Source organism: Streptomyces sp. CRCS-T-1 (assembly GCF_024442335.1).
In the GTDB taxonomy this organism is placed as follows: Bacteria; Actinomycetota; Actinomycetes; order Streptomycetales; family Streptomycetaceae; genus Streptomyces; species Streptomyces koelreuteriae.
Genome location: NZ_CP101651.1, coordinates 4,125,842 through 4,140,730, shown reverse-complemented (window position 1 = coordinate 4,140,730; position 14,889 = coordinate 4,125,842). Strand labels below are relative to the sequence as shown.

Annotated in this window: 14 protein-coding genes; 6 read left to right on the top strand and 8 right to left on the bottom strand. The window is 68.7% G+C overall.

Annotation, left to right across the window (positions count from 1 at the left end):
* Positions 1-4: 4 nt before the first annotated feature.
* The 4 genes from NNW99_RS18675 to NNW99_RS18660 are packed head-to-tail and all read left to right on the top strand — an operon-like array spanning position 5 to position 2,799.
* Positions 5-202: a hypothetical protein gene (locus tag NNW99_RS18675; protein ID WP_189727378.1), complete on the top strand. Its 198-nt coding sequence runs from the start codon at positions 5-7 to the stop codon at positions 200-202.
* The gene (locus NNW99_RS18670; RefSeq protein ID WP_215120280.1) at positions 199-837 is read left to right on the top strand and encodes an aminodeoxychorismate/anthranilate synthase component II; all 639 of its coding nucleotides are present in this window, start codon (positions 199-201) and stop codon (positions 835-837) included. Before NNW99_RS18675 ends, NNW99_RS18670 begins: the two co-directional genes overlap by 4 nt.
* Entirely contained in the window at positions 834-2,033 is a 1,200-nt protein-coding gene (locus NNW99_RS18665) for a class E sortase (protein ID WP_215120279.1), read from the top strand. Before NNW99_RS18670 ends, NNW99_RS18665 begins: the two co-directional genes overlap by 4 nt.
* 13 nt (positions 2,034-2,046) lie before the next feature.
* Positions 2,047-2,799: a class E sortase gene (locus tag NNW99_RS18660; RefSeq protein ID WP_215120278.1), complete on the top strand. Its 753-nt coding sequence runs from the start codon at positions 2,047-2,049 to the stop codon at positions 2,797-2,799.
* 51 nt (positions 2,800-2,850) lie between these two features.
* Here the strand turns inward: NNW99_RS18660 and NNW99_RS18655 are convergent, their stop codons facing one another.
* The gene (locus NNW99_RS18655) at positions 2,851-3,882 is read right to left on the bottom strand and encodes a restriction endonuclease (protein ID WP_215120277.1); all 1,032 of its coding nucleotides are present in this window, start codon (positions 3,880-3,882) and stop codon (positions 2,851-2,853) included.
* Between the two features lie 573 nt (positions 3,883-4,455).
* Between NNW99_RS18655 and NNW99_RS18650 the strand changes: the two genes are divergently transcribed.
* Together NNW99_RS18650 and NNW99_RS18645 are read left to right on the top strand one after the other, a co-directional pair.
* A complete protein-coding gene (locus tag NNW99_RS18650) occupies positions 4,456-4,989 on the top strand; it encodes a hypothetical protein (RefSeq protein WP_215120276.1) in 534 nt (177 codons plus the stop codon).
* A 2-nt stretch (positions 4,990-4,991) separates the two neighbouring features.
* Positions 4,992-5,654: a hypothetical protein gene (locus tag NNW99_RS18645; RefSeq protein WP_215124346.1), complete on the top strand. Its 663-nt coding sequence runs from the start codon at positions 4,992-4,994 to the stop codon at positions 5,652-5,654.
* 77 nt (positions 5,655-5,731) lie between these two features.
* Here the strand turns inward: NNW99_RS18645 and NNW99_RS18640 are convergent, their stop codons facing one another.
* The 7 genes from NNW99_RS18640 to NNW99_RS18610 all read right to left on the bottom strand — a co-directional run bounded on the left by NNW99_RS18640 (position 5,732) and on the right by NNW99_RS18610 (position 14,450).
* On the bottom strand, positions 5,732-6,124 hold the full coding sequence (locus NNW99_RS18640) for a hypothetical protein (RefSeq protein ID WP_215120275.1): 393 nt from the start codon (positions 6,122-6,124) through the stop codon (positions 5,732-5,734).
* A 105-nt stretch (positions 6,125-6,229) separates the two neighbouring features.
* A complete protein-coding gene (gene pknB / locus NNW99_RS18635) occupies positions 6,230-8,245 on the bottom strand; it encodes a Stk1 family PASTA domain-containing Ser/Thr kinase (RefSeq protein WP_215120274.1) in 2,016 nt (671 codons plus the stop codon).
* Between the two features lie 169 nt (positions 8,246-8,414).
* The gene (locus tag NNW99_RS18630) at positions 8,415-9,893 is read right to left on the bottom strand and encodes a penicillin-binding protein 2 (protein WP_215120273.1); all 1,479 of its coding nucleotides are present in this window, start codon (positions 9,891-9,893) and stop codon (positions 8,415-8,417) included.
* Entirely contained in the window at positions 9,890-11,338 is a 1,449-nt protein-coding gene (locus NNW99_RS18625) for an FtsW/RodA/SpoVE family cell cycle protein (RefSeq protein ID WP_215120272.1), read from the bottom strand. Before NNW99_RS18625 ends, NNW99_RS18630 begins: the two co-directional genes overlap by 4 nt.
* A gap of 27 nt (positions 11,339-11,365) precedes the next feature.
* Entirely contained in the window at positions 11,366-12,919 is a 1,554-nt protein-coding gene (locus NNW99_RS18620) for a Stp1/IreP family PP2C-type Ser/Thr phosphatase (protein WP_215124345.1), read from the bottom strand.
* A gap of 138 nt (positions 12,920-13,057) precedes the next feature.
* Positions 13,058-13,570, bottom strand: coding sequence for an FHA domain-containing protein (locus tag NNW99_RS18615; RefSeq protein ID WP_215120271.1), 513 nt, complete (start codon positions 13,568-13,570; stop codon positions 13,058-13,060).
* A 10-nt stretch (positions 13,571-13,580) separates the two neighbouring features.
* Positions 13,581-14,450, bottom strand: a complete 870-nt coding sequence (locus NNW99_RS18610; RefSeq protein WP_215120270.1) for a DUF3662 and FHA domain-containing protein — start codon at positions 14,448-14,450, stop codon at positions 13,581-13,583.
* Positions 14,451-14,889 lie beyond the last annotated feature (439 nt).

Here is a 14,889-nt window from a genome sequence, read left to right as displayed (position 1 = left end):
CGGCGTGGGTCTGGTGCCGTGGTACGACGGAAGGGACGGCATGTACGGCTGGGTCTGGCGGCATCTGCCGGGGAACACGTGGGTGAAGGCGCTGATCTCACTCGCCCTGGTCGTGGCCGTGGTCTACGTCCTCTTCCAGTTCGTCTTCCCGTGGGCGGAACCGCTGCTGCCCTTCAACGATGTGACGGTGGACAACCAGTGAGCGCGCGCATTCTCGTCGTCGACAACTACGACAGCTTCGTCTTCAACCTGGTCCAGTACCTGTACCAGCTGGGCGCCGAGTGCGAGGTCCTGCGCAACGACGAGGTGTCGACGGCGCACGCCCAGGACGGCTTCGACGGTGTCCTGCTCTCCCCGGGCCCCGGCACTCCGGAGCAGGCGGGCGTCTGCGTCGACATGGTCCGGCACTGCGCCGCCACGGGTGTCCCGGTCTTCGGCGTCTGCCTCGGCATGCAGTCGATGCAGGTGGCCTACGGCGGTGTCGTGGACCGCGCGCCCGAGCTGCTGCACGGCAAGACCTCGCCGGTGGAGCACGCGGGCAAGGGTGTCTTCGCGGGTCTGCCCTCGCCCTTCACGGCGACGCGCTACCACTCGCTGGCCGCCGAGCCCGCGACGGTCCCGGCCGAGCTGGAGGTCACGGCCCGGACCCACGACGGCATAGTGATGGGCCTCAGGCACCGCGAACTGAAGGTCGAGGGTGTGCAGTTCCACCCCGAGTCGGTGCTGACCGAGCACGGGCACCGGATGCTGGCCAACTGGCTGGTGGAGTGCGGCGACCAGGGCGCGGTGGCGAGGTCGGCCGGGCTCGCCCCGGTGGTGGGCAGGGCCACGGCGTGACGGCGCTGCGCCCCGAGCGCGAGTCCGACACCTCGTACGGGCAGCAGTCGTACGGGGCGCAGGGTGCGTTCGAGGACTGGTCGGGCTCAGGGGCGTACGGCGCTTCCCCGCAGCCACCACCGCAGCAGCAGCCGAACCCGCAGCAACAGCCGTACATGTCAGATCCGTACATGTCAGAGCCGTATGTGCCGGAGCAGGAGCCCGATCCGTACCCGGCGTCGTACGAGCCTCTTCCCGAGGAGCCGTACCTGCCTCCCGTCGACGACGAGACGGTGGCGCTGCGGATACCGGATCCGCCGCCCGCGGCCGATGACTCCCTGACGGGCTCTCCGGGCTCCTCGGGCCCGCGCGGGGCCGGAGCGGCCCCTGGCGGCCGGGCGGCCCGCAGAAAGGCCGCCAAACGCCGTCATGGGCGCCATGGCGGCGCTCCGGACACCCGCTCCGCTCAGGAGGAGCCGGCCCGGGAGGGGCGGCGGGCGCCGCTGTCGCGGGTCGAGGCGCGGCGGCAGGCGAAGGCGCGCAAGCCGGGCGCCGCGGTCGTCGCCAGCCGGGCGATCGGCGAGGTGTTCATCACGACCGGCGTGCTGATGCTGCTGTTCGTCACCTATCAGCTCTGGTGGACGAATGTGCGGGCGCACGCCCAGGCCGGCCGGGAGGCGAGCAGCCTCCAGGACGACTGGGCGAACGGCAAGCGCAACCCGGGGGCCTTCGAGCCGGGGCAGGGTTTCGCCATCCTGCACATCCCCAAGCTGGACGTGGTCGTGCCGATCGCCGAGGGCACCAGCAACAAGGGTGTCCTGGACCGGGGCATGGTCGGCCACTACGCGGACGGCGCGCTGAAGACCGCGATGCCGGGCGACAAGACCGGCAACTTCGGGCTCGCGGGCCACCGCAACACTCATGGAGAACCGTTCCGGTACATCAACAAGCTCGCGCCGGGCGATCCGATCGTCGTGGAGACGCAGGACGAGTACTTCGTCTACAAGATGGCGTCGATCCTGCCGGTGACCCCGCCGAGCAACACGAGCGTCCTGAAGCCCGTCCCCACCGGGTCCGGCTTCACCGAGCCCGGCCGCTACATCACGCTGACCACGTGCACGCCGGAGTTCACCAGCAAGTACCGGATGATCGTCTGGGGCAAGATGGTCGAGGAACGGCCGCGCAGCAAGGGCAAGCCGGATGCGCTCGTCAGTTAAGGGCAGATGACCAGTGGCAGCGACCACCGACACGGACCACGAAGAGCACATCGGCGCGCCCGCGCCACGGCGGGCCGCGGCACGCCGTCGGCCCGGCCCGATCGCCATAGCGGTCAGTGTCTTCGGGGAACTCCTCATCACCGCGGGCCTGGTCCTCGGCCTGTTCGTCGCGTACTCGCTGTGGTGGACGAACGTCGTCGCCGACCGCGCGGCCGGCAAGCAGGCCGACAAGGTCCGTGACAACTGGGCCCACGGCCGGGGCGGCCCCGGTGTGCTGGACACCAAGAACGGCATCGGCTTCCTGCACGTGCCCGCGATGAGCGGTGGTGAGGTGCTGGTCGAGAAAGGCACGTCGAACAAGATCCTCAACGACGGTGTCGCCGGCTACTACACCGACCCGGTCAAGTCGGCCCTGCCGATGTCGGGCAAGACCGGCAACTTCTCCCTCGCGGCTCACCGCGACGGCCACGGCGCCAAGTTCCACAAGATCGACAAGATCGAGAAGGGCGACCCGATCGTCTTCGAGACGAAGGACAAGTGGTACGTCTACAAGGTCTACGGCATCCTTCCCGAGACCTCGAAGTACAACGTCAAGGTCCTGTCCGAGGTCCCGAAGGAGTCGGGGAAGAAGAAGCCGGGCCACTACATCACCCTGACGACCTGCACGCCGGTGTACACGAGCACGTATCGCTACGTCGTGTGGGGTGAGCTGGAGCGGGTCGAGAAGGTCGACGCGGACCGGACGCCGCCGAAGGAACTGGGCTGACTGCCGCAAACTTTCCTTGCGGCTTCGGGCCTTTGTGCCGTGGTCCGATTGCTACTCCAGACCGTTCAGCGGCGCACCGGCGCTCCACTCCTCCAGCAGTCCGCGGTGCACCACGGTGATGCCGCTCTCGGCTGCGATGTTCCGGGCGTCGCGGGTGAAGGGGCATGTCGCCACGAAGAGGGCCACGTCGGATTCGTGCAGGACTTTGGCGGCCCCGGCGAACTTCTGGACGTCGGGGCTGGTGATGGAGAGGTGCGGAGCGAACCTCTTGCACTGGACGACGATGCGCCGCCCGGAGGCTGTGAGGGCGGTGATGTCGATGCCCCGGTCCCTCGCGCCGCCTTGGACGACGACGTCGGTGCAGCCGTCGCGGCGCAGCAGCTCGGCGACGTGCTCTTCGAACTCGCGTCCGTTCATGGCGTCCATGGCGGCCATGACTCCGGCGAGGGGGCGGTCTTCTCGTGGGCCTTCCAGCCGCTGCAGCCTCGCGTTGTGCTGCTGCAGTCGCTTCTCGATGCGCTGGACGCCTGCCCGTAGGGCGATGAGCTCTCGCCGGTGCTCGCCCGACGTTTCGATCAGGGCGTTGAACATGGGAACGACTGTCCTGCCCAGGATGTGGGTGATGCGCTGGTCGATCCGGTCGTCGAGGGATCCGACGTCGGCCGGGACAGGGTTTTCCACAGGCTGTGTGCGTGCGAGGTACTCCATGTCGAGGAGATACACACGTACCTGACGTGCGACTTCGCTGTCACGGAGCAGCATGGCGACGTTGAGGACGGCGCGTCGGGAGAAGAGGGCGAGGGACCGGGTGCGGGACTGGATTCCACTGAGGTTCTTGAAGGACCTCAGTTCTTCGCCGGTCAGCAGACGGTAACCGTTGGCCTCCAGCTCGGTTCGGTGGTCCTTGACGAGTGACTTGATGGCTTCGAGACCGACCTCGAAGTACGTTGCCACCATCGCCGTCGTCACATGCATCCCGTCCGGCAGCAGGGTCAGTGTGTTGACTCTGTCGAGTACGTCCGTGCGGTCGAGCACACTGCAGCGCAGAGTCGGCGATTCCAGCAGCGCGGTTTCGTTGATCATGTCTTGCCCTCCGGCTCGTGTGGCCGGGGCGGCGTTTCGATTCCCCACCCCACCCGGTGAACGAGTCATGAAATGTGAAGACACGATCGATGGGCGTACGAGTCTGCGAGACGAACCCGAAACGGCACCCTGGCGCAGGAGCAGTGCGCCCAGCACCAGGTGGATCCCGGGCTCCGGGGCGACTGATCCACGGTGTCACCCTGGCCCGTGAACGGCGTCCCGGTCCCGCGTCGAGGACGCCCTCGCCGCCTACGACGCGGCCCGCCGCCGTCCCACCCAGCGGCAGGCCCGTGCCGCCCGGTTGATGAATCGCGCGGTGCACACCCGCCGCCGGGGCGCCCCGGTGCGGGACGCCGCGATGCGCCTCTTCCTCACGGTGGGACGGCCGCCGGCCTGACGCGCGTTTCGATGTCCCGGCGGGCTTCGCCGATCATTGCGACTCCAACGGCATGTCGGTCGGGCGGAGCTTCAAGGACCCCACACCGGCTATTGCCCGGGCGCGGAGCACATGATGGCCTCCGGGGTGGTTTCGACAGGCTTCAGACCTTCTAGCAGGGATTCGTGGACTGAGTCATGACCGACTGGAACAAGTCTCTCCGGCCGGAACGCTTCGCCTTTCTGGCCGGGCTGGCCGTGATGGGCGTCGCGCTGCTGTTCCTCCTGGGCGCCACCGGCATCGTCGTGGCGGCCGTGGTCGGTGTGCTGTGCCTCGGCGCGGTCGCCGGTGGCCGCAGCGGTGTCCGGGCCGTCCGCGCGCGCCGGTGGGGCCGGCCCGGGACCTGGCTGACCCTGGGCGCGGCCTGCGTGTCGACCGGTGTCGGCGGATTCGCGGTCGCCTATCTGACCGGGATCCTCTCCGGGGGCCTGGACGTCGAGGAGGCCTGTGTCCACGGGCACGGCGTCAGCTACGACGACGCCTACCGGGAAGCGCACGCGCAGGAGTTCAACCGTTGGTTCCCGCTGTCCAGCAAGTGCAACGAGAACTTCGACCTTGTTCCCGCCTGGGTCAACCCGGCCCTTGTGTTCTTCGCCCTGCTGGCGGCGATCGGCGTGCTGTGCCTCGCCGCCGCGGTGGTGACTGCTCTGAGACCTAGGAGAGACAGATGAAGATGGGTGACCTGACGAGGCGTCGCTTTGCCGGTGCCACCATCGGTGTGGCGGGTGCGGCGGCCCTGGGCTCGCTCCTGCCCGCCGGAGCGGCCGTCGCGGCGGCCGAGGCCGGTTCCTGGACGAAGGACACCAGCGGCAACGGCTGGCCGCTGCTGAAGGAGGCGGAGTCGTTCACCGTCGAGGGCAGCGACCAGGAGGTCAGACTCGCCGGCGGTGACGCCGCCGTGGTCCTGCTGCATGTGGCACGCCGGTTCCACTACGAGATCGACCGGCTGCGGGACGGCGATGTCCACGGATGGGTGGGCGAGCGCCGGATCGAGGCGGAGTACGAGTCGAACCACCTCTCCGGCACGGCGATCGCCATCCGGCCGCTGTCGTACCCGCTCGGCGCGAAGAACGGTCTGTACCCGAACGAACTCATCGTGGTCCGGGACATCCTCGCCGAACTCGACGGTGTCGTCGTCTGGGGCGGTGACCTCACGCCGGCGAAGGAGTCCCACTTCGAGATCGGCGTCAAGCCGGGGCATCCGCGGCTGAAGGGCGTCGCCCGGAAGATCGTCGGCTGGCAGCAAGGGCCCGGGGACCAGGGAGCGGGGGCGACGGACGCCTTCGACCCCGAGCGGCGCGGCAAGGCCCGCTCCTTCGCCCGACGCTCGGCGTAGCAGGCCCGAGACGAAGGGAGCCTGCCCGCATGACCTGCGGGCAAGCCCCCTTCAACCGCTCGTCACACCACCGTGGTTCAGGTGGTGAGGTTGTGCTTGAAGCCGCTGAACTTGTCGCCGCTCTTGATGAGCGAGACGCGCACGCCGACCTTGATGTTCTCGGGCACCTTGCTCCCGAAGCACTGGTACTCGTGCGTCAGGGCGGGCTGCTTCGTCTTCAGCTGGGCGATCGTCTTGTAGTCGCTCATCCTGAAGAGGTGGATCTCGACGGCGTAGCCGTCGCTCTGCTCGTCGTAGACGGTCAGGCAGTCCCCGTCATGACCGAAAGCGCCCCTGCCGCCCGGGTCCCAGTCCGTCGTCTCGACGAAGCCGCTGTTGGTCCCGGCGTTCGCCGTCCCCGAGGCGAGGAAGGTCAGGGCGCAGGCAGCCCCCAGGGCGGCCACGATGTGCTTCTTGATGATTACCCCCATTGGTCATGTCGCGTTCAAGACGCGATCATGGCGTGATCATAACCCAGGGGACAGACAGGCGCCCCGGCACCGAGGGTGCCGGGGCGCCTGTCGTACGCGGTGCGGTCAGTCGTCCTCGTTGCGGCCGTTGAGGCCTCCGAAGATGCCGCCGTTGCCGTTGCCGCCGTTGTTGCCGCCTCCGACGCCGACGGTCTGCAGGGTGACCGTCGTGGCCGCCGGGTCGTCGACCTCCTGGTTGCCCTGGGGGTCCTGGCCGGCGACGAGGGCGGTGTCGCTCTGGTCGCTGCCGTTCGCGAACTGGATGTTCGTGAAGCCGGCCGCCGCCAGCGCCTGCTTGGCCTGGCCGACCGTCTGGCCGACGACCTGGGGCACGCGCGCCTTCTGCTGTTCCTTCTTGCCGATCTGGATGTTGACCGACGAGTTCTTGTCGACGGAGGAACCGGACTGCGGTGTGGTCTGGATGACCTTGCCGACCTGGTTGTCGTCCTGGGTGTCGACCTCGGTGCAGTTGCCGACCAGGTCGTTGGCCGTCATCTGCGCCTTGGCCTGGTCACAGCTCTGGCCGAGAACATCCGGGACGGTGGACTTCGCCTCCGCCTTGGCGATGGTGAGGGTGATCGTGGATCCCTTCTCCACCTCCTTGCCCAGATCCGGGCTCTGCTCGAGGACGGTGCCGGGGTCCTCAGGGGACTCCTGCGGCTTCGTCTCGACCTTGAACTTGTACTTGTCGTCCTCCAGCGTCGCCCTGGCGTCGTCGATGATCTTGCCGACGACACTCGGCACGGCCACCTTCGGCGCCCCGGTCGACACGGTCAGGGTGATGGTGTCGTTCTTCTTGACCTTCGTCCCGGCCGTCGGGTCCTGTTCGCACACCTTGCCCTTGCTCTGCTCCTCGCAGGGCTTGTTGGTGGTGGTCAGCTTGAGGTCGCTGTTCTTCGCCAGTCTCCTGGCGTCGTCCACCGTTTCGCCGACGAAGTTCGGGGTGTCGACCGATTCGTTGCCGACCCCGTTGCCGCTGAACGCCCACCGGCCGATCAGGATCGCGCCCACCAGCACCAGGATGCCCGCCGCCACCAGCAGGATCGTCGAGGTGTTGGACTTGCGCTGCTGCCCGCGGCGCCGGTCGGGGCGGTCGTCGTAGCCGAAGCCGTCGTCCGGGCCCACGGGGGGCATCATGGACGTGGCGCCCGCGCCGGCGTCCGCGCGCAGGGCCGTCGTCGGCTGGTCGTCGGGGTAGCCGCCGTAGCCCACCGAGCCCATCGCGGCGGTGGCCGCGACCGGCTGGCCGTCGAGGCAGGCCTCGATGTCGGCGCGCATCTCGTCGGCCGACTGATAGCGGTAGTCGGGGTCCTTGACGAGGGCCTTCAGCACGATCGCGTCCATCTCGGGCGTGATCTCGGGATCGAAGACCGACGGGGACTGGGGCTCTTCCCGCACGTGCTGGTACGCGACGGCGACCGGGGAGTCGCCCACGAACGGCGGACGGACCGTCAGCAGCTCGTACAGCAGACAGCCGGTCGAGTAGAGGTCCGACCGCGCGTCGACCTGCTCGCCCTTCGCCTGCTCCGGGGAGAGGTACTGGGCGGTGCCGATGACGGCCGAGGTCTGGGTCATCGTCATGCCGGAGTCGCCCATGGCGCGGGCGATGCCGAAGTCCATGACCTTGACCTGGCCGTTGCGCGTCAGCATGACGTTGGCCGGCTTGATGTCGCGGTGGACGATGCCGGCTCTGTGTGAGTACTCCAGGGCCTGGAGGATGCCGATGGTCATCTCCAGCGTCCGCTCCGGCAGCAGCTTGCGGCCGGAATGCAGCAGCTCACGGAGCGTCGAGCCGTCCACGTACTCCATGACGATGTACGGGATCGACACGTTGTCGATGTAGTCCTCGCCCGTGTCGTAGACCGCGACGATCGCGGGATGGTTGAGCGAGGCGGCCGACTGGGCCTCCCGGCGGAACCGGGCCTGGAAGGAAGGGTCACGCGCGAGATCCGCGCGCAGCGTCTTCACCGCCACGGTGCGGCCGAGGCGGGTGTCATGCGCGAGGTAGACCTCCGCCATGCCACCACGCCCGAGCACCTGGCCCAGTTCGTACCGGCCGCCGAGGCGACGCGGCTCTTCCATAGCTACCTACCAGCCCTCTCCGTCGGTCCCGACCGGAAATCTTGTACGGTCGGAGGCTGCCGTCCGGGCCTACCGTACCCGGCTCGCTTTGTGTGACCTGGCCAAGCCCGTCAGCCGATACAGGACCGGTATCGCAACGTGCACCGATGTGAAGCAGACGTGAGCGGGGTCACTTCTTGCTCTTGATGACCGCCTCCATCACGTTCCTCGCGATCGGCGCCGCGAGGCCGCCGCCGGAGATGTCGTCACGGACGGCGTTGTCGTCCTCGATCACGACCGCCACGGCCACCGGTGCGCCGCCGTCGCTGTCCTTGGCGTAGGAGATGAACCACGCGTAGGGGTTCTCGCTGTTGTCGACACCGTGCTGGGCGGTACCGGTCTTGCCGCCGACCTTGACGCCGTCGATCTTGGCGTTGGCGCCGGTGCCCTTGTCGACGACGGTCTCCATCATCGACTGGAGGATCTGGGCGTTCTCCGAGGACATCGGCTGGCTGAGCTCTTCCGGCTCGGTCTTCTCGATGGTGTCGACGCTGCGGGCCTGGAGCTCGTCGACCATGTACGGCTTCATCAGCTTGCCGTCGTTGGCGACGGCCGAGGCGACCATGGCCATCTGCAGCGGGGTCGAGGCGGTGTTGAACTGGCCGATCGACGACAGCGCCGTCTCCGACGGGTTCATGTCGTCACCGAAGACCGAGGCGTTGGCGCGGACCGGGGTGAACTGCTCCTCGGTGAAGCCGAACTTCTTGGCCATCGCCAGCATCTTCTCGTTGCCGAGGTCGGAGCCGATCTTGCCGAAGACGGTGTTGCAGGAGTACTGCAGCGCCACCCGCAGGGTCGCGTTCTTGCAGGGGATGTTGCCCTCGTTCTTCAGCGGAGTCGTGGTCCCCGGCATGGTCCACGGCAGCGGCGTCTCCGTCTTCTGGTCCGCCTCCGAGTACAGCCCGTCCTCCAGTGCGGCGGCCGCGGTGAGCACCTTGAAGGTGGAACCCGGCGGGTAGGTCTCGCGCAGCGCCCGGTTGAGCGTCGGGTCGTCGGGGTTGTTCTTCTTCTCCAGCTTCTGCCACGCCTTGGTGTCCGTGGTCGTGGAGTTCCCCGCGAAGGTCGACGGGTCGTACGACGGGTAGGAGGACAGCGCCAGGATCTTGCCGGTGGACGGCTCCAGAGCCACCACCGCGCCCTTGGCGCCCTGCTTCTTCAGACCGTTGTACGCGGCCTTCTGCGCGGCGCCGTTCAGCGTGGTGACGACGTTGCCGCCCTCTTGCTTCTTGCCCGTGAGCATGTCGAGCGTGTTGCGGAAGAAGAGCCGGTCGTCGTTGCCGGTGAGGATGCCGTCCTCGAGGTTCTCCAGCTGCGTGGCACCGAAGGCCTGCGAGGCGTAGCCGGTGACCGGCGCCCACATCGCGCCGTCCTTGTAGGTGCGCTTGAACTTGAAGTCGCTGCCCGATGTTTCCTTGGAGCCGGTGATCGGCTGGCCGTCGACGATGATGTCGCCGCGCGGCGAGGCGTACCGCTCGATGATGACCCGGCGGTTCTGCTTGTCGGTGCGGAGCTCGTCGGCCTTGACGTACTGGATCCAGTTGTCGCGGATCAGCAGGGCCAGGACGAGGAGACCGCAGAAGATCGCGATCCGGCGCAGGGGCTTGTTCATGACGGGCGGACCACCTGGGTCATCTCGGCGTCGGGGTTGCTTGCCGGGGCGGGGGCCGGGCGGCGTGCGGTGTCGCTGATGCGCAGCAGGATGCCGATCAGGGCCCAGTTGGCGATCACGGAGGATCCGCCGTAGGCGACGAACGGCAGCGTCATACCGGTCAGCGGGATGAGGCCCATCACACCGCCGGCCACGACGAAGACCTGGAGACCGAAGGCACCGGACAGGCCGATGGCCAGCAGCTTGCCGAACGGGTCGCGGGCCGCGAGCGAGGTGCGCACGCCCCGCTCGATGATCAGGCCGTAGATCAGCAGGATCGCCATGACGCCCGCCAGGCCCAGCTCCTCGCCGAAGGTCGCGAGGATGAAGTCGGAGTTGGCGGCGAAGCCGATGAGGTCGGAGTTGCCCTGCCCGAGGCCGGTGCCGAGGGTGCCGCCGGAGCCGAAGGCCCACAGGGCCTGCATGGCCTGCTCGGAGTGGACGATGCCGTCCTGGACGCCGGCCCGGCTGAGCTCGAACTCGCGCATCGGGTCGAGCCAGGCCTGCACACGGGTCTGGATGTGCGGCTCGAAGCTCGCCACACCGACGGCGCCGACCGCGGACATCAGCAGACCGAAGACGATCCAGCTGGTCCGCTCGGTGGCGACGTACAGCATGATGACGAACATCCCGAAGAACAGCAGGGACGTACCGAGGTCGGTCTCGAAGACCAGGATGAGGATCGACATCACCCAGACGACCAGGATCGGACCCAGGTCGCGGCCACGCGGCAGGTACAGGCCCATGAAGCGGCGGCTGGCCAGGGCTAGGGCGTCCCGTTTGACCATGAGATAGCCGGCGAAGAAGACCGCGAGGGCGATCTTCGCGAACTCACCGGGCTGGAGCGTGCCGAGGCCGGGGATCTTGATCCAGATCTTGGCGCCGTAGACGTTCGCGCCGAGGCCGGGCACGAGCGGCAGGACCAGCAGGAACAGCGCACCGGCCATGGAGATGTAGGTGTAGCGCTGCAGGACGCGGTGGTCCTTGAGGAAGATCAGCACGACCACCAGCAGGGCGACGCCCATCGCTGAGTACAACAGCTGGCGCGGTGCTGCATCGGCGTAATTGCTGAGTCGCTTCGACTGGTCGAGCCGCCAGATGGCGACCAGACCGAGCCCGTTCAGCAAGGTGGCCAGCGGCATCATCAGCGGGTCCGCGTACGGCGCGAACTTCCGCACCACGAGATGACCGACGCCCGCGAGCAGACCGAGGCCGAGGCCGTAGCTCAGCAGGCCCGGCGGGACCGAGTCATTGAGGGCCAGCCCGACGTTGGCGTAGGCGAAGACCGGGATGACGACGGCGAACACCAGCAGCGCGAGCTCGGTGTTGCGCCGGCTCGGCGCACCGATCGCGCCGATCGTGGACGTGTGGTGCGTCGGCGAGTTCGACGTATTCGTACTGCTCATCGTGTGACAGGGCCTCTCACGGCTTGCCTACTGCTTACCGCACAGCGAGACGACCTTCTGCTCTTCCTCCGAGAGGCTGGGGCCGGGGCTGGGAGTAGGTGCGGTCGTGGACGGGGGCGTGGACTTCTCAGGCGCCGACGGCGATCCCGACGGGTTCGACGGGTTCGGCGTCGGTGTGGCCTTGGACGTGAAGGAGGCGGGAGTGGTTCCCGTGGTGCCCCCGGCCTCGCCTTCGCCGGTCTTGGCGTTGCTCCGGGTCTCGGCGTCGCGCCGCTGGGCTTCCTTCTTGCACGCGGAGGCCTGCACCGACAGTTCCTGGATCTTGGACTGGGCGTTCTTCAGCCCGCCCTCGGCGATGGTCGCCTTGACCAGCTTCTGCTGGTAGGGCGGCAGGTACTTGAGTTCGATCTCGGGGTGGTCCTTCTCGACCTCCGACAGCGACACCCAGGCCAGATCCTGGCTGATGCCCCGGTACAGCGCGACGTGCTCGTCCTCGGCGCCGACGTAGTACTGCGTCTGCGTCCAGCGCCAGCCGCCGTACAGACCGCCGCCGATGACGGCCAGCGCGAGGGCGCCGTAGAAGGATCTCTTCAGCCAGCGGCCCTTGCGGCGGGGCTTGACGAAGTCGTCGTCGCCGTAGTCCAGGCCGGTCGCCGGGATGTAGCCGGTGGTGTCGCCGGAGCCGGGCGGGCCGAACTCCCCTCCGCCGCCGTGCCCGTGCCCTTGGCGGCCGAGGCCGGAGGCGCGGCCGGCGGGGGTCTGCATGATGCCGTTGTCGTGCAGCTGGTGCTGGTTCTCGGCGACGGCGCCGACCACGACCGGGGTGTCGGAGAGCTGGCCCGCGAGGGTGTCGCCGGTGTCCAGGTCGAGGACGTCCGCGACGATCACGGTGATGTTGTCCGGGCCGCCGCCGCGCAGCGCCAGCTCGATCAGGTTCTGGACGGTCTCCTGGGGGCCCTGGTAGCTGGCGAGGGTGTCCTCCAGGGTCTGGTGGGACACCACGCCGGACAGGCCGTCGGAGCAGATCAGATAGCGGTCGCCGGCGCGGACCTCGCGGATGGAGAGGTCGGGCTCGACGTGGTCGCCGGAGCCGAGCGCGCGCATCAGCAGCGAGCGCTGCGGGTGGGTCGTCGCCTCTTCCTCGGTGATGCGGCCCTCGTCGACCAGGCGCTGCACCCAGGTGTGGTCCTGCGTGATCTGCGTCAGCACGCCGTCGCGCAGGAGGTAGGCGCGGGAGTCGCCGACGTGCACGAGGCCGAGGCGCTGGCCCGTCCAGAGCAGGGCGGTCAGGGTGGTCCCCATGCCCTCGAGCTGGGGGTCCTCCTCGACCATGGAGCGCAGCTGGTCGTTGGCGCGCTGTACGGCCGTGCCGAGCGAGGTGAGGACGTCGGAGCCGGGGACGTCGTCGTCGAGCGCGACGATGGTGGAGATCGCCTCGGAGGAGGCGACCTCACCGGCCGCGGCGCCGCCCATGCCGTCGGCGATGGCGAGCAGGCGCGGGCCGGCGTAACCGGAGTCCTCGTTGCCCTCCCGGATCATCCCCTTGTGCGATCCGGCGGCGAAGCGCAGTGACAGACTCATGCGCACCTCGCCCGTCGGCTCCGGGTACAGCCGGTCGTGTCGAGCCACACTGCCCACCCTCCGGTCGGGAGCGCGCGGGGGCCCGGGAGGCCCGCCACCGCGTGCTCGCTCCGCTCGCGCTCATTCATTGGTGTAGCACTACTTCCGCAGCTCGATGACGGTCTTGCCGATGCGGATCGGCGCGCCCAGCGCAATCGGTGTGGGAGTCGTCAGCCGGTTCCGGTCCAGGTACGTGCCGTTGGTGGAGCCGAGGTCCTCGACGATCCACTGGCCGTCGCGGTCCGGATAGATCCTGGCATGACGGCTGGACGCGTAGTCGTCGTCCAGCACGATCGTCGAGTCGTGCGCCCGGCCCAGGCTGATGGTCTGGCCCTGGAGGGCGACCGTCGTGCCGGTGAGGGTGCCCTCGGTCACGACGAGCTTGGTGGGGGCGTTACGGCCGCGCCGTCCGCCGGCGGACTGCTGGCGCTGCTGCGGCGGCGCCTGGCGTGCGGCGGCCTGCTGCTGCCGGCCGGCCTCGCGGCGCGATCCGCGCTGCGTGACACGCGTACCGAACAGGTCGCTGCGGATGACCTGCACGGCCACGATCACGAACAGCCACAGAACGGCCAGAAAACCCAGCCGCATGACCGTGAGGGTCAGCTCTGACATTGCCCCCGCTTCACCCTTCGGCTTGCCGGTAAATGATGGTGGTGCTGCCCACGACGATCCGCGAGCCGTCGCGGAGCGTAGCGCGGGTGGTGTGCTGCCCGTCCACCACGATGCCGTTGGTGGATCCGAGATCCTGGATCGTCGAGGGCGTTCCGGTCCGGATCTCGCAGTGCCGGCGGGAGACGCCGGGGTCGTCGATCCGCACGTCGGCCTCGGTGCTGCGACCCAGCACCAGCGTCGCGCGGGAGATCTGGTGGCGTGTGCCGTTGATCTCGATCCAGTGGCGGGTGCGTCCGCCGGCGGCCGGGGCGGCCGGGGCGGCCGGGGGCCGCTGGCCGCCCGCGGGCTGGCCGTAGCCGCCGGGGCGGCCGCCGGGCGGCGGCGCGGACGGCATGGGCGGGGCGCCCGAGGGCCCGCCGGCCGGCGGGTAGCCGTAGCCACCGCGTCCGCCCTGCGGGGCGGCGGGCGCGGCGGCGCCGCCTCCCGGGCCGTCCTGCTGGCTGCTGGAGGAGGCGAGCGTACGGCTGCGCACCCGGTACAGGCCGGTGTCGAGGTCGTCCGCCTTCTCGAGATGGACCTTGATGGGGCCCATGAAGGTGTAGCGCTGCTGCTTGGCGTAGTCGCGCACCATGCCGGCGAGCTCGTCGCCGAGCTGGCCGGAGTAGGGGCTGAGCCGCTCGAAGTCCGGGGTGCTCAGCTCGACGATGAAGTCGTTGGGCACGACCGTCCGGTCGCGGTTCCAGATGGTGGCGTTGTTGTCGCACTCGCGCTGGAGCGCTCCCGCGATCTCCACGGGCTGGACCTCGGACTTGAACACCTTGGCAAAGGTGCCGTTGACCAGACCTTCGAGACGCTGCTCGAACTTCTTCAGGACTCCCATGGGGCACCTCCTCCGTGGCTGCCGTCCTGTGTACTGCCCTGCGGGCCGCTTGCCGGGTACTGCTGGTACTGCTTACTGATCGTATCCACGCGCCGCTCGATCGGCTGGTTCCCCCTGTCGGCCATGCCGACGGGTGTCGACGCATGACGAAGTTCCCTGTGGAGCTCGTCTTCGAACTCCTCCGGTGGTACTGCTGCGCGTCACCGCCTCGCGTACCCCTGCCAAGGATCGTAGAGGCGGCCGTGGACCAGTGTCCCGCACCGGGCTGTGGACCCGGACCGCCTCCCGCGCGGACCAGGGGTACCGGTACGAGGTTGATACGTGAATCAGTGCGTGTTGATACGTGGCCAGGGCATCGAAGGTTCGCGGGCGGGTCTGCCTGCGGGGAGAAGGGATGTGAACCCACCCCTTCCTGCGTGCTAATGTTCTGGGTGTCGGA